General features: G+C 49.9%; 13 protein-coding genes. 7 read left to right on the top strand and 6 right to left on the bottom strand.

Going from position 1 to position 17,007, the window contains the following annotated elements:
* Window positions 1-161: 161 nt before the first annotated feature.
* Window positions 162-2,033 (top strand): DNA topoisomerase IV subunit B, encoded by a 1,872-nt coding sequence (locus IEY24_RS22130; RefSeq protein WP_188936112.1) that lies wholly within the window; start codon window positions 162-164, stop codon window positions 2,031-2,033.
* A 108-nt stretch (window positions 2,034-2,141) separates the two neighbouring features.
* Complete coding sequence (gene pheA, locus IEY24_RS22125; protein ID WP_188936111.1) at window positions 2,142-3,215, top strand: prephenate dehydratase; 1,074 nt, start codon at window positions 2,142-2,144, stop codon at window positions 3,213-3,215.
* Window positions 3,216-3,284: 69 nt separating this feature from the next.
* Here pheA and IEY24_RS22120 read toward each other — a convergent pair whose 3' ends face one another.
* Genes IEY24_RS22120 through IEY24_RS22110 form a run of 3 tightly spaced genes read right to left on the bottom strand, consistent with a single transcriptional unit; the run spans window position 3,285 to window position 6,735 of the window.
* A complete protein-coding gene (locus IEY24_RS22120) occupies window positions 3,285-5,453 on the bottom strand; it encodes a hypothetical protein (RefSeq protein ID WP_188936110.1) in 2,169 nt (722 codons plus the stop codon).
* A 10-nt stretch (window positions 5,454-5,463) separates the two neighbouring features.
* The gene (locus IEY24_RS22115) at window positions 5,464-6,123 is read right to left on the bottom strand and encodes an OmpW family outer membrane protein (RefSeq protein WP_188936109.1); all 660 of its coding nucleotides are present in this window, start codon (window positions 6,121-6,123) and stop codon (window positions 5,464-5,466) included.
* A 3-nt stretch (window positions 6,124-6,126) separates the two neighbouring features.
* On the bottom strand, window positions 6,127-6,735 hold the full coding sequence (locus IEY24_RS22110) for a DUF4136 domain-containing protein (RefSeq protein WP_188936107.1): 609 nt from the start codon (window positions 6,733-6,735) through the stop codon (window positions 6,127-6,129).
* 271 nt (window positions 6,736-7,006) lie between these two features.
* On the opposite strand from IEY24_RS22110, the gene IEY24_RS22105 reads away from it, so the two are divergent.
* The 3 genes from IEY24_RS22105 to IEY24_RS22095 all read left to right on the top strand — a co-directional run bounded on the left by IEY24_RS22105 (window position 7,007) and on the right by IEY24_RS22095 (window position 9,821).
* A complete protein-coding gene (locus tag IEY24_RS22105) occupies window positions 7,007-7,567 on the top strand; it encodes a DinB family protein (RefSeq protein WP_188936105.1) in 561 nt (186 codons plus the stop codon).
* Between the two features lie 209 nt (window positions 7,568-7,776).
* The gene (locus IEY24_RS22100; protein ID WP_188936103.1) at window positions 7,777-8,454 is read left to right on the top strand and encodes a response regulator; all 678 of its coding nucleotides are present in this window, start codon (window positions 7,777-7,779) and stop codon (window positions 8,452-8,454) included.
* Window positions 8,451-9,821, top strand: coding sequence for a HAMP domain-containing sensor histidine kinase (locus IEY24_RS22095; protein ID WP_188936101.1), 1,371 nt, complete (start codon window positions 8,451-8,453; stop codon window positions 9,819-9,821). The genes IEY24_RS22100 and IEY24_RS22095 overlap by 4 nt, the downstream gene beginning before the upstream one ends.
* Before the next feature lie 287 nt (window positions 9,822-10,108).
* Here the strand turns inward: IEY24_RS22095 and IEY24_RS22090 are convergent, their stop codons facing one another.
* The 3 genes from IEY24_RS22090 to IEY24_RS22080 all read right to left on the bottom strand — a co-directional run bounded on the left by IEY24_RS22090 (window position 10,109) and on the right by IEY24_RS22080 (window position 13,886).
* Window positions 10,109-11,188, bottom strand: coding sequence for a mechanosensitive ion channel family protein (locus tag IEY24_RS22090; RefSeq protein ID WP_188936099.1), 1,080 nt, complete (start codon window positions 11,186-11,188; stop codon window positions 10,109-10,111).
* Between the two features lie 7 nt (window positions 11,189-11,195).
* A complete protein-coding gene (locus IEY24_RS22085) occupies window positions 11,196-12,014 on the bottom strand; it encodes an N-acetylmuramoyl-L-alanine amidase-like domain-containing protein (RefSeq protein WP_188936097.1) in 819 nt (272 codons plus the stop codon).
* 132 nt (window positions 12,015-12,146) lie between these two features.
* Window positions 12,147-13,886, bottom strand: coding sequence for an alpha-amylase family glycosyl hydrolase (locus tag IEY24_RS22080; RefSeq protein WP_188936095.1), 1,740 nt, complete (start codon window positions 13,884-13,886; stop codon window positions 12,147-12,149).
* Window positions 13,887-14,018: 132 nt separating this feature from the next.
* Here IEY24_RS22080 and pgmB point away from each other — a divergent pair, with 132 nt between their 5' ends.
* Together pgmB and IEY24_RS22070 are read left to right on the top strand one after the other, a co-directional pair.
* Window positions 14,019-14,669: a beta-phosphoglucomutase gene (gene pgmB, locus IEY24_RS22075; RefSeq protein ID WP_188936093.1), complete on the top strand. Its 651-nt coding sequence runs from the start codon at window positions 14,019-14,021 to the stop codon at window positions 14,667-14,669.
* Window positions 14,666-16,981, top strand: a complete 2,316-nt coding sequence (locus IEY24_RS22070) for a glycoside hydrolase family 65 protein (RefSeq protein ID WP_188936091.1) — start codon at window positions 14,666-14,668, stop codon at window positions 16,979-16,981. The genes pgmB and IEY24_RS22070 overlap by 4 nt, the downstream gene beginning before the upstream one ends.
* The last annotated feature ends 26 nt before the right edge of the window (window positions 16,982-17,007 follow it).

The following is a 17,007-nucleotide window of genomic DNA, read 5'->3' as shown; positions in this document are numbered from 1 at the left end:
CAAAGTAAATTAGATTTTTCCTATTTTTAAAGAATTTCTATTAATCGGGCTCCCTTCCCAAGGGACCCCTGCAAAGGTATAACAGGGTAACGACAAAAGATTCAAATTATTAAAATACCAGTTCCAAAAGCGATAATACTCCTAAAAGAATAGTTATAAATATGGAAAGTACAAATGTTCAGTACGACGAGAGCAGTATCCGGTCGCTTGACTGGAAAGAACATATCCGCCTCAGACCCGGGATGTATATCGGAAAGCTCGGGGACGGCTCGTCGGTGGACGATGGAATTTACGTGTTGGTGAAGGAAGTGGTCGATAACTCGATCGACGAGCACATGATGGGTAATGGCAAAACAATTGAGATAAAGATCTCCGAACACCGCGTGGAAGTGCGCGATTATGGCCGCGGTATTCCGCTCGGAAAAGTCGTGGACTGCGTTTCGAAGATCAATACCGGTGGTAAATACGACTCGGGGGCCTTCCAGAAATCGGTGGGTTTGAACGGCGTGGGTACCAAAGCGGTGAATGCACTTTCTGCCCATTTCAAGGTGCAATCGTTCCGCGACGGCAAGACTAAGAGTGCGGAGTTTAACCAGGGAGCACTTGTGAGTGAATCGCAGGAAGGCACTACCAGCCAGCGGAACGGCACGCACGTAGCGTTTGAGCCGGACGGTACTATTTTTAAGAACTTCCGTTACATTCCGCAGTACCTCGATAACATGATCTGGAACTACTGCTATTTGAATGCAGGGTTGACGATCAATTTTAACGGGCAGAAATACTTCTCCCAAAACGGCCTGCTCGACCTCCTGAAAAGCAAATCCGACGCGGAAACTTTGCGGTATCCGATCATTCATTTGAAGGGTGAGGACATTGAAATGGCGATGACTCATGGTAACCAGTACGGTGAAGAATACTACTCGTTTGTGAATGGTCAGTATACGACACAGGGAGGTACCCATCTCGCTGCATTCAGGGAAGCAGTTGTTAAAGCCGTTCGCGAACATTTCGGTAAAGATTATGCCCCCGAAGACATTCGTTCGTCCATCATCGGCGCCATTGCGATCCGCGTTCAGGAGCCGGTTTTCGAGTCTCAAACTAAAACCAAGCTCGGTTCCAACACCATCACACCCGACCCGAACAGCACTACGGTAAGAACATTTGTTAACGATTTCGTCAAAGAAAGGCTGGATAATTTCCTGCACATGAATCCCGAAGCGCGCGATGCATTGAAAAAACGGATCGAGCAGTCGGAGCGGGAGCGTAAGGAGCTGGCAGGGATCAAGAAACTCGCCAACGACCGTGCCAAAAAGGCCAATTTACATAACAAAAAGCTTCGCGACTGCCGCCTGCATCTCACCGATTTGAAAAGTGACCAGCGCTACGAAACCACACTTTTTATCACGGAAGGGGATTCGGCGAGCGGTTCCATCACCAAATCGAGGGATATTCAGACGCAAGCGGTATTCTCTTTGCGCGGTAAACCGCTCAACTCGTTCGGGCTTACGAAAAAGATTGTTTATGAAAATGAAGAGTTTAACCTGCTGCAACACGCATTGGATGTGGAAAACGGTGTGGAAAATCTTCGCTTCAACCGCATTATCATCGCTACCGATGCCGATGTAGACGGTATGCACATTCGTTTGCTGCTGATGACCTTCTTCCTGCAATTCTTCCCGGATCTGGTTCGGAACGGACATTTGTTTGTGCTCGAAACGCCGTTGTTCCGGGTCCGCAACAAGAAAGAAACTATTTACTGTTACACCGCAGAGGAAAAGCAGGCCGCCATCGACAAGCTGGGCAGTAAGCCGGAAATAACCCGCTTTAAAGGATTAGGAGAGATTTCACCGGAAGAGTTCGGCCGGTTTATCGGGGAAGATATGCGTGTGGAACCGGTGATCCTTCAAAAGGAAACGTCCATTCAGAAACTGCTGAGTTATTTTATGGGCAAGAATACGCCTGAGAGACAGCGATTTATCATCGATAATCTCAAAGTGGAGAAGAACGTTGAGGAACTCGCGCTCGCAGGGTAACCCCCGTGCATTATCTTTGGCGTGGTCAAGTAATATCAGGCCGGGAAGTTCTTTATTCAAAAGTGTAAACGCACCTCCCGGTTTGAACATCATATTTAAAGAGTCTTTGTGGAATTACAGGATTTAAGAAACAGGATCGATGGGCTGGACGACCAGTTGCTGGGCATTTTGAACGAGCGTATGGAGCTTGTCAAAAAGGTTGGCGAGCTGAAACGGTCTTCCCAGTCGATTATCTACCGCCCCGAAAGAGAAAAACAAATCCTCGACCGGCTGGCGAAGCACAACAATGGGTTACTCACCCGCCAGGCGATAGATGCCATTTTCTTCGAGATTTTCGCGGTATCCCGCAATCTGGAACTGCCTGAGCGGGTATCTTACCTGGGGCCGGAGGGAAGCTTCACGCATCAGGCGGCCGAAGGTCGTTTCGGGGCGATGAGCGAGTACCTCGTGTTGCCGACGATCCATTCGGTATTTGAAAGCGTGGAAACCGGCCGCGCCAAATTTGGCGTGGTGCCGATCGAGAATAACCAGGAGGGTATAGTGGTCGAAACGGTCGACTTCCTGCGGGAAAAAAACCTTTCAATTGTGGCGGAAATGCTTTTGAAAGTACATTTTACTTTCGCGTCGCAATCCGATAGCCTGAAATCGATTAAAAGGATTTATTCCAAAGACATTGCATTCCGGCAATGCGGCAAATTTATCAGTGAATACCTTGAAGGCATGGGTATCGAGCTGATCGCCGTGGATTCGACTTCCAAAGCGGCTAAGCTGGCGTCCCAGGAGCCCGATGCGGCGGCAATATGCTCGTCGATTTCGGCAAGGTTGTTTGGTGTTCCTATCCTATTTGATAATATCGAAGACAGCGATCAGAACCAGACCCGCTTCCTGATTCTGGCTAAGGAGTTTACAAATATGAAGAGCAGCGACGACAAGACGACGATCATCGCTAACCTGCCCAATACCAACCGCCCCGGCGTGCTGTACGAGTTCCTGAAAGATTTCAACGATCGCGGCATTAACCTTACCAAGATCGAGAGTCGCCCATTGCGTGGCGAAGCGTCGTTCAGGGCGTGGTTCCTGGTGGAATTCCTCGGGCACATGGACGATCCGCAAGTGCAGGAGATCATGCACAAGTACGGGACGCATTTGAAATGGCTCGGCAGCTATGTGAAAGTTGCCTAGTATTTCTATCATAAAAGCAGAAAGCTCGCTTCATCGGCGAGCTTTCTGCTTTTATGATGTATTTCAAAACTATTTCTTCAGGGTACCCCGGTAAAGCGCAGGCCAGTTGCCATACAGCTCGATTTCTGCTTCCACGCCATCCGGAAGGCGAACTTTCATTTTCCGTTGGGCAGAAGGCTGCTGGAACGAATCGACGCCGAGTACCACGATCTGATTGCCTTTCACGACGGCAGTAATAAAAGGCTGCTTGCCGTCGATGGCCAGCAATGCCTGTTCCTTTTTAGGCTGGATCCATTGTCCGTTCAGTTGAAATGCAAGGTCCTGGTTCCGTCCGCCTACAATTACGTCCTCCACCTGTTTCGCCATCCAGTTACCCAGTGCATAATATTCGGTCGGGAAGTCCCAGTAAGGAGCGGCAGTTCCTCCGGTAGTGTTGCGACCCACTTCGTTTTCGGGTGTTTTGCTATCGGCCGGGTACCATTCGTAGCCCCAGCCCCACATATCTTTCGAAAGTTTGTAGGCATTCGGGTTTTGTGCGCTCGGCGCACCGTCGTGCCAGAGGTAGTAGCCGTCGAACAGGATTAGTGAGAACAATGAAAAGCTTAATGCCTGACTCGCGGGCATCATTTCGAGCTGGTTCATGATGAGCTCCCCTTTGGGGTCGGAAAGCTGGTAGTTCCAGGGGACAATGGGGTCTTTGTATAACGGCATGTACCGGTTCCAGCCGTAGAAAATGAATTTACTGTTTTTCTGGTAGGGCAGGAGCTTGTTGATGCGCAGCGAATGGATCGCGGAAAGCAGCACGAAGTTGTTCGGCGAATTACCTGCATTGTCGATCGCAAACATCGGTTTGGGATACACGTCAATGGGGACAGTGTTGAAGATATCCCGGAAGCTATCGCCGTTCGGCAGTGGATCGAAGTTCGGATTGTTCGCTTTCGGTTCGCTGTATTCTTTGATAAAATCCTTCGGGTTAGCACCGCCAACCGTATTAATATGTGGGTTGGTATAGGCCCCGCCCCCCCAGTAATCCATCAAATGCATATGCGGATGGTTCTTTTTAACCACTTTGGAAAACCAGATCAGCCGTTGTATAACCTCTTTGGAATAATGCTGGCTCCAAAACTCGAAATCGTACGCATACACGCCAAAACCGGGGATGCCCGCCAATGCCTCTACCTGTTCTTTGGAAAGGCTCGCAAACCACTTTTCATCCTTATCGCCAAAGTAATTGGGAGTGGCCGTGTAATGCAGCTTTTCCGACGGATACTCTTTTTCAGTATTGGACAAAAAACCGATCCCGCGTTTGTAATAGTTGTCAGAAGAAACATAGTTATTCAGCCGGTATTGCATCACCAGCTTGTCCTTAATGGGTTCAAATTCGGGAAAACGCGTGTCGAAATCGACGTTGATGGTGCGTGAAGGTGAAAACCAGTCGGGGATGCTGATGCGCGTCAGCGCATTGGAGGCTGCCTGGTCGGGCTTGCCGGCAATGTAGATGTTCTGCTGGCGGACTGTGCGGTTTTTGGCCGCATTCCACCAGTCATTGTAGGGAGCGTCGATCCAGCGGGAAGTTACCGAATACAAATAACCCGGTTTCACTTCAATGCCATTTTCCAATCCCTGCACGACAATACCGTCGATCATGACCACTTTCGTGCGGTTGTCGTTATAGTTGGCAAAGTCGCGGAGGAGGAGTTTGCCGTCTTTGCGAATGGGCCTCACATCGAGCCAGTTGTCTTTGCTTCCCTGCCGGATCCACTCTTTGGCATCGATCACGTCATTGGCCATCGCAGCTTCGAAATTGAACGCGGCGGTCGTCTGGCACCCTTGCTGGCCGAGGCTTACCACATTGATCTGCGCTTCGCCGCCATTGACCTGCACGCCGGGGATTGTGAGCCATGTCCCGTAACGGTGCGGCACGGCCTGGAAGGTTTGTGTTTTGCCGTTCTGGCTGATTTTTACGTCGTAAGGAGAAAGCCCGCCTGCATTCGCTGCCAGCTCGAACTGCATTTCCCGGCCGATCTGACGGTAACGCCGGATCGTGAGGTCACATGAATTGGAGGCGGAGTCGAGCGTCCGCGCCATGGGGAAGCTTTCAGTAACCTGAACGTAAGATTTGTGGTGGCTGGGACCAAAACGGTTCCAGGCCCAAAGCCCGGAACCGATCAGGAATGCGAGAATGCCACTAAGCCAGATAAGCGATGTTTTGGTCAAAACCTTCTTTTTATGTGTCACGATGCGTTATTTACCACCAACGATAGAATAGGCCTATCGAACCGTTCACGGATGATATGCCTTTGTCGATGTAGTCATATTTATAAGCCGTGCCATCATATTTGACACGAACATCAAGGCCAAACGTCCCATCCTTCTTGAAGAAAAATTTAGAACCGGCGCCAATGCCGTATTTAAAACGTACCGCCTGATCTTGTGATGACAAAGTGCCATAGTAAACGGTGTAATCGATAATGCTCGCGCCCGCGCTCACCTGCACGTATGGCTGTACCTGCGAGTTGCGTGGGAGGAAGTGGTAATTAGCAAACAATTCTACCGGATATTGCGAAACGGTGCGCGTTTGAACAGCTGAGATAGTGCCCCCGTCGCCTTCGTACAAGGCTCTCGGAACGCGTTTTTCAAAATAAGTAGAGCCGATTTCTCCGCCCACAGAAAGTTGGGAGTTTCTCAGGACCCATTCGATAGACACCGATGCATTCTGGAAAGAAGATTTGTCGACATAATTATCCTTGAATGAGCCCATGGGCACTGCGCCGATGAAACGCGCAGTAGCCAGGTAATAGGTGTACCGCTCAAACGGCGACGCAATGGTGTATAACTTGGGTTTCTCCTGTGCCCATGCGGGGAGTACACTTCCAAGGAAAAGGGCAATGATGATGATTCGTTTCATTTGTTACTTGATTTTGAGATAACCGGATTGCCCGAAAATGGAATCCGCCATTTTGTCGATGAGGTTTTGGTCGCCAATGGCCGAGCCGCGGATCTGTGCGTCCCAAATCACATTGAAAGTCTTGCCGGATGCCGTTGTCTTAGGATTTTTGAAATCGAGCATCGAGATCATCCAGGAGCTTTCGCTGGTTTCATAATAGTTGTAATAGCTCGGGTAACCGTAGCCGTAACCACCCCAGTAACCACCATAGTAGGAAGAAAGCGGTTGATATACATTGAGGTAAGTATTGGTGATCCAGGATACGTTAATACCGACGTCGGGGTTGTCCTTACGGCTCACATACTTATAACCCATGCTTTGCATATTGGTGATGAGCCGTTGCAGCATGGCGCGGTCGATGTCGTCCAGGGAAGTACCCGCGCGGCTATTTTCGACGATCAGCACGGAATCCACGATGCTGAATGTTTTGTACTGACTAAAATTGGCGGATTGATCGTGATTTGTAATGTATACCAACGACTCTTCATTGGAAAGGTCGCTGATCGGGTCTTTCGAACACGACATCAACCCGAGGCCGACGATCAGTAAGAGGAAAGAAGCTTTCTTGAACATTTGAGTTGTATTTTAAAATTTGTTAAATAAACGAAAATTGAAATGCTTAAAGTTTATGAGCCCGTGAGTTCATGACTTTAAAGTTTACCAGCCCGGACTTAGCAACTGCATTTGTGACGGTATCACTTCGCGAAAGGTTGGAAAAGCCGATTTTCGCGGATTGGATCGGGAGAGTATGGATGCCGTCAAAATGTCTCTTTAATATTGAAACCACATTTGGGCAATCTTCGTCCGAATCACCTTAAATTTGCAGCTGTTTAATCTAATCGTAATGGAAGCAAAAGAAGAGATTTTAAGAATTATAGATGTACTTAACGACACCTACGAAAGCGAAGAAGCATGGTATGGACCGTCGGTAGTAGAAGCGCTGCGCGATGTAACCCCAAAAATCGCGGAAGCGCGCCTGAGCAGCAATACGCATTCAATCGCCGAAATCGTGTACCACATGACTACCTGGCGCATTTTTGCCGTTCGTAAATTGCAGGGCGACGCTGAGTTTGACATTAAGACGCAGGACAAGGACTGGAAAAAATTTCCGGTAGTCGACGAGTTCGAATGGGAGGCGATCCAGATGGAGCTGAGCCTGTCACAGGAAGAGCTCGTTTCGGAACTGGAAAAGATCGAAGATGATAGCTTCCTGGAAGAATTTGTACCGGGGCGTGACTACTCCTATTATACTCTGATACACGGCGTGATCCAGCATGACGTGTACCATGCCGGCCAGATCGGACTCATTAAAAAAGCAGCGAAGGCCATGCGTTTGGAAGAAGACGATGATTTCGGCGCTTTCGGCGATCGTTCGGACTATGACAATTCCGCAGATTATTACTGATACTTGCATGAAATTTCGCGAAAATAGGGAAATACCTATTGTTTATAATTTAAATTTTATATTTTGCATTATAATGGAACGTGGGATATTGAGAAATGCCAACGTTCTAATGGTGTGGATATAGACAAAAAGGCTGTCCGATATTTCGGGCAGCCTTTTTTTAAGCAAAAATCTGTGCAACATTTGGCACTTTAAACCGCTTGGCATCTATGAAAATACTAATCGTTGAAGACGAACCAAAACTCGCAGGTTTTCTCAAAAGGGGCCTGGAAGAGCAGTCGTGGGAAGTGGAACTGGCTTACGACGGACAAGTCGGTAAGAAAATGGCCTCCAACTACCGGTTCGACGTGATCATTCTGGATGTAAACCTGCCGCTCCTCAACGGCTACGACCTCGCCAAGCAGCTCCGCGCCGACGGCCTGACAACCCCGATCCTTTTCCTGACGGCACTGGGCACGATCGATGACAAGCTGGACGGTTTCGAAGCGGGCGGAGACGATTACCTGGTAAAGCCCTTCGAATTCCGCGAGCTGATCGCCCGTATTAAAGTGCTTTCGCAGCGCAACAGTGTCCGCGAACAATCCAGTCAGGTACTCTCACTGGCCGACCTCGAACTGAACCTCGATGAAAAAGTGGCCAGAAGGGGCGGTAACCGAATCGATCTCACCGCCAAGGAATTCGCTTTGCTTGAATACCTCATGCGTAACCGCGGGCGGGTAGTCTCGCGTGTAGACATTGCCGAACAAGTGTGGGACATCCGTTTTGATACCGGTACCAACGTGATCGACGTGTATATTAATTTCCTCCGCAAAAAAGTCGATAAAGACTATCCTACCAAGCTGATCCACACGGTGGTGGGCATGGGCTACATTTTCAAGGAAGAATGAACATCAAATCGCGCCTGACGCTGCTGTTTACCCTGTTGGTAGGCTCCATAATGGCGCTGTTTTGTCTTGCTATTTACTTTTTCTACGACCAGTACCGCGAAAAGCAATTTTATTCCTTCCTGAACGAGCGCGGCCAGACGATCGCCCAACTTGTAGAAGCAAGCCAGGGTATCAGCAAAGCGGATATCGAAAAGATCGAAAAGGAAAACAAGACAATCCTGCTCGACGAGGAAATCACGATTTACGATGGTTCCGATTCGGTCATATTCATCAGTGGAAAGGAGAATTTCAAGCTCTCTAAACCCATGCTCACCGATGCGCGGGCCGGGAGGGAAATCCATACCAAACATCAGAAGAAAGAGGTGATCATTATCCGGCACATTTTGCAGGATCACCGGAAACCCTGGGTCGTGGCTGTGATCGCGAATGACTATCTCGGTATGAACCAGCTGAATCGCCTGAGGGAAATCCTGCTCATCGGATGGCTGCTGTCTATGATTCTCGTAGGTGTTGCGGGCTGGCAGTTCTCGAACGACGCGATTAAGCCCGTGGCCGACATTATCGACCAGGTAAACAACATTTCGGCGGGTAATCTGCATGAAAAAGTGCGGGTAGGCCGCGAAAAGGACGAGCTGGCACTACTGGCAGAGACATTTAACCAGATGCTTACCAGGCTTGAAATCGCATTCGTGGCGCAGAAAAACTTCGTCTCGCACGCGTCGCACGAGCTGCGTACGCCACTGGCGCTCATTATGAGCGAGGCAGAGCTGAGCCTGATGAAAGAGCGCTCACCTACTGATTATCAGGATGCATTGAAAGGTATCTGGTCGGAAGCGAAGGAAATGAACGAGCTGGTAAGCCGCCTGCTTGAACTCGCACGGACAGAAGAAAACGCATTTAGGGTAACATTCTCGAAGATCAGGATTGACGAGGTGTTGTGGCAGGCCAAAACATCGGTACAGCAGAAGAATGCGGGCTACCAGGTGCACATTCACTATGACAAAATCCCTGAGGACGAGGAGCAGTTGAAACGCTTCGGCGACGAAAGTCTGCTCAGGACAGCGTTCCTGAACCTGATGGACAATGCCTGCAAGTATTCGCCCGATAAAACCTGCAACGTGTTCCTTGAAATTAAAAACAGGCTCATCGTTATAAATTTCCGGGATATGGGTATCGGCATTGCACAGGAAGAGCTGCCCTATATTTTCGATACTTTTTACCGCAGCCAGTCCACGATCAGCAAAGCGGGCTATGGCATCGGCCTCGCACTCACCAAACGCATTATCAACATGCAAGGCGCGAGCATCGAAGTGGAGTCCGCATTGGGCTCCGGTACCACCTTCATTTTGAAGTTCCCACCTTTTTAATTCCTTTTTAATTCAGCGTTAATGCCTCTTTAACAACGGAAAAGCTCCTTTGTAATGTAAATCGCACGTTCAGATTTGCGTGCGCCGTGAGGCATTTCCATAGGCTTTCCCCGTTTCATTTTCACCATTTTTTGCAAGCCGTTACACATTTTTTCAAGTCAAAGTGGCGCCTGCGACGATGCGTAAATGAGAGGTTCAAAATATCAAAGAAAAACTGTATTGAGTTAAATTGAGTTAGGTGAGTAGTAAGAAAAGACTGGCCTTCGGAACTTCCGGAGGCCAATTTTTTATATGCCTGTTTCCGAAATCTTAAATTTCGTCAGGGACGGCTCTTCCACGCGGGTCGTGGGTAACGCTTCGGGATGCTCTTTGGCGATAAATTCGATCAGTTTTTCGCGTACCAGGCAACGCAGGTCGAAGGTCTCGCTGGAATTTCGTGCCGACATCAGTGCACGGACCACCATCAGCTGCCCCTGGGTGTCGGTCACCTGCAACGCCCATGCGCGCCCGTCCCAAAGCGGTGTACTGTCGAGAATTTCTTTCAATTTGGTCCGGAGCTCGTCTACCGGTGTGTGGTAATTGAGGTAAAAAAATGCTGCGCCGGTCAACGCGCTTTCGTTGCGCGTCCAGTTCTGGAAGGGAGTTTCAATGAAGTAGGTAATGGGCAGCACAATGCGGCGCAAATCCCAGATATTGACCACGACGTAAGTAAGGTTGATCTCCTCAATGCGTCCCCATTCGCCTTCCACGATCACCACGTCGTCGATTTTGATCGGCTGCGTGAATGCGATCTGGATGCCGGCCATCAGGTTCGCCAGCGACTTTTGCGCTGCAAAACCGATGATTACCGACGCAATACCGGCAGAAGTCAGGATCCCGACGCCATATTGCCGCACACTATCGAAGCTAAGCAGCAATATCGAAACGCCGATCGTCACGACCATGATCACGACAATGCGTTTCACGAATTTGATCTTTGTGAACAGCCGCCGTGCCTGATTGTTGTCGGGCGTATTGAAATCCAGCTTGGCGATCAGGATCTTTTCGACGATGATCACGATGCGGGCCATTAGCCAGGTGGTAATGCCTATCAGTGCGGTTTTGCTCAATGCAAACACCCAGTCGTATTGCGGGTTGGAGTAAGTATAAGTTTTGGCCGCGGCCGTAATGAGTACGATCGGTATGAAGAAATGCAGTACACTGGTGAGGTTTTCGCGGACGGCGCGCACCGGGGTCCAGCTTTTCCTCGATGCCGTTATTTTGATCAGGCTGATGATGATAATGCTGATAACCAGTCCAATGACGCCGGAGAGGAGCAGCAACAGCCAGGGGGAATTCCGGTAATTAATCAGGTCGGTTAAATCCATTCATTCATCAGATATCGTTGAGCCGGGCCACGATCATACCCGTGTGTTTCGGAACGGAAGCCACATACTCGGCCAGGGGAACGTTCGTCATAATTACCTTTTTGCCCGTCAGCGAAGCGTGGATCAGGTAAGCACGGCTGCCTACTTTCGAAATAATACCCATGTGATTCACATCGAGCCCCTCCACCGATGAAGTAAATGCGACAATATCGCCATCATGCAGCATGGGTTCGGCTTTCTGGATGCTGTTTTTGGGAATGTAGCTGTGTTCCCTCGAATTGATCACCGTTTCCTGCTCTTTCAGTTTTTCATACACTTCGCTTGCCGCCAGGGAAGGGTACAGATTGGCGTGGGTGGTCATGAAATTAATCTCCTTTGTGAAGGGTACGCCGCCCACCTTAGCAGTAATGTCTTCGAGGCGTCCGCGTTTCTGGTTTTCATACATCCAGTCAAGAATGTAATGCAGCCGGGAAGGATAGCCGTCGATCACGCCGTCGCGGTAACGAAGCCTGGTCAATTCGTTTTTATATTCTTCGAAAGTCGAATTTTCGGTTTTGGCCACCGCCAGCGCAATCACGCTTTCAACCAGCGTAGTGCAGTCCAGGCCATCGAACTTGCAGACAAGCCGCTCGGAGGGGTTGCCTTCCAGCGTTCCTGCCACGTAGGGCGTGCCGAGGAACGACTCGCTGATCCGCAGCACCTGCGTGCCAATATCCGGACTGGCGGGCAGTTCCATTTTCTGCACGAACGTCTTTTGCAGGCTGGCTTGCCCGAATGAGGCAACAGAACCCAGTAACAAAATGGAAAGCACTACAAATCTCATCATACTTGAATTCTTTAAACCAGGGTACGTAATGACAAAATACTTGTCATGGAAAAAAAAGCCACAAGCTCGTGGACAATGTAAAATTAACGATCAAAAGCTCCTTTTCCAATGGCCGGCTGGGCGAAGAACCCACTACTTCGGCACAATTTCGAAAGCAAATGCCGAGATCGGGGGAAGCTCGATGTGCACGCCGGTAGAGGTAATGTCGGCCGTTGGTAACTGTACCTGAGCCACTTCAGGCGGAAATACGGGTTTCAATTTATAAGATCCGGTATTGCCCAGTTTCAACACATCCGTCCAGACATCCTGCGGTACCTTAATGAAAGTCTCTACGGTCCGCGACTCGTGAAAATTGTATACAAACAATAATTTCTGATCGGGGGTGTGTCGCAAATAGCTGTAAATGATCGTCTTGTCGTAGTTGAACGACTGGCCGTCGACATTCACATATTGCAAATCATAAAATGCGCCAGCATATACCGCTTCATTTTTCAGGACAAATGCATTGAGGTCGCTGTAAAATTTACGCAGCGTCCTCTGCTCGGTGGTGAGGAGTTCCTCGTTGAAGTTGCCGCCGTTGACCCATTTCTGAAATTCGGGTACGCCCCAGTAATCGAAAATGGTAGTCCGGCCGTCTTCGCCCTGAAAGCCCTCTTGCTGGGTAGGGTCCACGCCCAGTTCTTGTCCGAAATAGACCATGAGCGGGCCGGTATGCAAAGTGGCGCTCAGGACCATGGCAGGCAAAGCCGTCCACGGATTGCCCGCAAAATAGCGGGAAGCGATGCGCTGCTCGTCGTGATTTTCGAGAAACCGAAGCATATGCTCGCTGAAATCCCCCGACTCTTGCTGCCAGATGCGCGTAATGTCCTCGGCGCTGCCGTGGCCTTCGATGATACGCCGCAGCGAGTTGTACAACCCTACTTTATCATACAGGTAATCAAACTTGCCGATATTGATATAATTGCGGTATTCAAACGGATTATAGATTTCCGCGATAAAAATGACCGTAGGATTCTCCTTTTTTACTTCCGGGATCACCCAGCCCCAGAACTCGACCGGCACCATTTCGGCCATATCGCACCGGAAGCCGTCTACCCCTTTTCTAGTCCAGTAAATGAGTATGTCCCGCATTTTGAGCCAGGTCGAAGGAAGAGGGGCGAAATGGCGGGACCGGCCGTCGAGGTAATCGACGCCGTAGTTCAGTTTGACCGTCTCGTACCAGTCGAACTGACTTGGCTGGGCCTGAAAAACGTCGTTACCGGTCGCTTTCGCGGGTCGCTCGTGGTAGGGTGATGTTACCGGGAGCGGCGGCTTGTGCCCTTCCGGTACGATGAAGTCGTGGTTCGGAATGTAATAAAAGTTGTTGGCAGGATTGAAAGTAACGGTATTATCGTCGTCCTCACCAAAGTCCCTGATGCCCTCGGGGCGCACATCCGAGTGATATTGCCGCGCAACGTGGTTTGGGATAAAATCAATGATCACCTTGAGATCGTGCGCATGGGTGCGGGCGACGAGATTTTCAAACTCCTGCATCCGGTTAGGTACATCCACGGCCAGATCGGGACCCACATCATAATAATCTTTCACGGCATATGGTGAACCTGCGATGCCTTTCACGATCAACGGATGATCGGCATTAATGCCGAATTGCGAGTAATCCGTCAGGGTGGCATGTTCGAGCACGCCGGTATACCAAAGATGCGTAACGCCAAACGCCTTCAATGCGGCCAGGGCGGTATCGTCGATATCGTTGAATTTTCCGCATCCGTTTTCTTCGATCGTTCCGTAAAGCTTGTTGGTCGTTTCCCGGTTGCCGAACAGGCGTGTAAATAGCTGGTATATAATGAATTTATCCTTGTTAACGGCGGACATCTCTTTCGGTTTTGTGAATGTTACAAGAAAGCGTTAGCTACGGCCCGGCGAGGCCGGAAGGCCTGTATTTCGGCCTTGGCGCAGCAAATTGCTATTTTTTACTATTTTGCAAGATATTAAATTTGAAATGATATGCCCTCAATACAAGCTTGCCTTTTTGATCTCGACGGGGTGATCGTTGACACTGCACAATTCCATTACATCGCCTGGCGCGAAATGGCGCAGGATCTCGGTTTCGACCTTACTCGCGAAGAAAATGAACGACTTAAAGGCATCAGCCGGATGGAATCGCTGGAAATAGTGCTGTCTATCGGAGGTGTTCACCTATCGGAAGAAGAGAAACTTCGCAGAGCTGCTGACAAGAATGCCCGTTACCTCGACCTTTGCATGCAAATGACGCCCGACGACGCATTGCCCGGCGTGCGCCGTTTCCTCGACGAACTGAAACAGAACGGTATTCCAAGTGGCCTGGGCTCAGCGAGCAAGAATGCGAAGGTCATTCTGGAAAGGATTGATATGCTGCATTACTTCGATACGATCGTAGATGGTAACCGCATTACAAAAGGCAAACCCGACCCTCAGGTATTCCTCATGGGCGCGGCCGATTTAAATGTAACGCCCGCGCATTGCGCGGTATTCGAGGATGCGGTGGCTGGTATCGAGTCGGCAAAGGCCGCCGGAATGTTGGCGGTAGGCATAGGGGAAGCGTCGGTACTGACCGAAGCCGATATTGTGATCCCCGGTTTTGAAAATTTTGGTCTGCCCCAATTGGAAAAAATATGAAGAACTATATTACACACGATGAATGGTGCATCGTAGAAGAAGGTTTTCACCCCGAACACAACGAAATCACCGAAAGCCTCATGAGCCTTGGCAATGGCCGGATGGGCCAGCGGGGCAATTTTGAGGAAGGATATTCAGGTAAAACACTGCTTGGGAATTATGTTGCGGGTGTTTATTTTCCTGATAAAACACGGGTTGGCTGGTGGAAGAACGGCTATCCCAACTATTTCGCCAAAGTACTCAACGCCTGCAATTGGACGGGCATTGAAATCCGCGTCGGTGGCGAGCTGCTCGACTTGAATACCTGCCAAATCGACGAGTTTCGCCGTGTGCTGAATATGAAGGAAGGTGTCCTTGAGCGCACTGCAACTGTTACACTCACCGGCGGCAGAAAGCTGCGCATTCATTCCAGGCGATTTTGCAGCATGGCCGACGACGAGGCCGGCGCCATCAGTTACAGCATGGTACCGCTCAATTTTACCGATCATTTCACCATTACCCCATTCCTGGACGGCAATATCCGTAATCGTGATTCCAACTACGATGAATCGTTCTGGAACGGCATCGCGCATGAGGCGTACGGCCCGGAAGGATACCTGGTGCTTGAAACAAAAAGCAACCCCTATCAGGTAGAGCAGTTCCGCGTTGCGACCGGGATGAAGTTTGATATAAAACTGAATGGAATGCAGGCAGCGGCAACCGTGCAAACGGCTTCCAGGGATAAATATGTAGCCGGTACCGCCCAGGTTGAAGTGCGGGAAGGGCAGGAGATTACCATTTATAAATATGCCGTAAACCTCTCGTCGGCCAACTACCCGCACGAGGAGCTCATTTCCAAAGCCAAAGCCTACGTCGCCCGCATTGCGGAAAAGGGGTTCGACCGCATGTACGCGGAGCAGGTACAGGCGTGGGCAGGCAAGTGGGAGAAAAACGATATTACTATTGACGGCGACGTGGCCGCGCAGCAGGGTATCCGGTTCAATATCTTTCATTTGGGGCAAACCTACACCGGCGAGGACGAGCGCCTGAACATCGGGCCAAAAGGCTTTACCGGGGAGAAATACGGCGGGAGTACCTACTGGGACACGGAGGCCTATTGCATTCCGTTCTACCTCTCGACGGCCGACGATAAAGTAGCGCGCAATCTGCTCGTTTACCGTTACAAACATTTGCAAAAAGCCATCGAGAATGCAGCGAAACTCGGTTTTTCCGATGGCGCCGCGCTTTATCCGATGGTGACCATGAACGGCGAAGAATGCCATAATGAGTGGGAAATTACTTTTGAAGAAATTCACCGCAACGGCGCCATTGCTTACGCGATCTACGACTATGCCCGCTACACGGGTGACGAAAGCTACGCAACCGACCAGGGTCTTGAAGTACTCATCGGCATTTCCCGGTTCTGGAAGCAGCGGATCAACTGGTCGGAAGAAAAGGGGCAATATGTGATGCTGGGCGTGACCGGACCGAATGAATATGAAAATAATGTCAACAACAACTGGTATACCAACTACATCGCCTGCTGGACGCTTCGCTACACGCTGGAAGTGATCGATAAGCTGTGGAAGGAAGATTCCCGGAAATTGAACGAGGTTATTTTCAAAACGAATCTGCAACTTAATACGGAACTGGCTGATTGGAAGCATATTGTGGATAATATGCATTACCCATTTGATGAAAACAGGCAGGTGTATTTGCAGCAGCAGGGTTTCCTCGACAAGGAACTGCTCACCGTAGCCGACATTGCCGAGCAGCGGCCTATTAACCAACGGTGGTCGTGGGACAGGATATTGCGCTCGTGCTTCATCAAGCAAGCCGATGTTTTGCAGGGTCTTTACTTCTTCGAGCATGAATTCGACGAGGCGACCATCCGCCGGAATTTCGAATTCTATGAACCGATGACCGTGCACGAGTCGTCGTTGTCGCCGTGCGTGCACTCGATCCTCGCAGCCGGGCTGGGCATGCGTGAAAAAGCGTATGAAATGTACCTCCGGACAGCCCGCCTGGATTTGGACGATTACAATAACGACACCGAGGACGGACTGCATATTACTTCGATGGCCGGTACCTGGATGAGCGTTGTAAAAGGCTTTGCTGGGCAGCGCGTGAAAGACGGCTTGCTATCGTTTAAACCTTACATTCCTGAGCAATGGGAAGGATATTCTTTCCGGATCGGGTTCAGGAGCGTTTTGCTGAAAGTAACGGTGTCAAAGCAATCGATTTCAATTGAAAATGCTTCGGAAAGTGCGCTCACTGTTTTGGTTAACGATAAGAAGATATTTATCGATGCGCTCGCTTCCGTGCAACTCTAATCAACGGCAGTTTACTTAGAATGATC

Origin of the sequence: Dyadobacter endophyticus, from assembly GCF_014641595.1 — a bacterium.
GTDB classification, from domain to species: Bacteria; Bacteroidota; Bacteroidia; order Cytophagales; family Spirosomataceae; genus Dyadobacter; species Dyadobacter endophyticus.
Note: the sequence above shows the minus strand (reverse complement) of the source record. Positions and strands in the feature narration are given on the sequence as shown.

Bases quoted from the DNA above. Each gene is read 5' to 3' on its own strand.
- pgmB (WP_188936093.1), top strand. From the start codon at position 14,019: ATGCCCTCAATACAAGCTTGCCTTTTTGATCTCGACGGGGTGATCGTT.
- IEY24_RS22115 (WP_188936109.1), bottom strand. From the start codon at position 6,123: ATGAAACGAATCATCATCATTGCCCTTTTCCTTGGAAGTGTACTCCCC.
- IEY24_RS22080 (WP_188936095.1), bottom strand. From the start codon at position 13,886: ATGTCCGCCGTTAACAAGGATAAATTCATTATATACCAGCTATTTACA.
- IEY24_RS22085 (WP_188936097.1), bottom strand. From the start codon at position 12,014: ATGATGAGATTTGTAGTGCTTTCCATTTTGTTACTGGGTTCTGTTGCC.
- IEY24_RS22070 (WP_188936091.1), top strand. From the start codon at position 14,666: ATGAAGAACTATATTACACACGATGAATGGTGCATCGTAGAAGAAGGT.
- IEY24_RS22095 (WP_188936101.1), top strand. From the start codon at position 8,451: ATGAACATCAAATCGCGCCTGACGCTGCTGTTTACCCTGTTGGTAGGC.
- IEY24_RS22105 (WP_188936105.1), top strand. From the start codon at position 7,007: ATGGAAGCAAAAGAAGAGATTTTAAGAATTATAGATGTACTTAACGAC.
- IEY24_RS22130 (WP_188936112.1), top strand. From the start codon at position 162: ATGGAAAGTACAAATGTTCAGTACGACGAGAGCAGTATCCGGTCGCTT.
- IEY24_RS22100 (WP_188936103.1), top strand. From the start codon at position 7,777: ATGAAAATACTAATCGTTGAAGACGAACCAAAACTCGCAGGTTTTCTC.
- IEY24_RS22090 (WP_188936099.1), bottom strand. From the start codon at position 11,188: ATGGATTTAACCGACCTGATTAATTACCGGAATTCCCCCTGGCTGTTG.
- IEY24_RS22110 (WP_188936107.1), bottom strand. From the start codon at position 6,735: ATGTTCAAGAAAGCTTCTTTCCTCTTACTGATCGTCGGCCTCGGGTTG.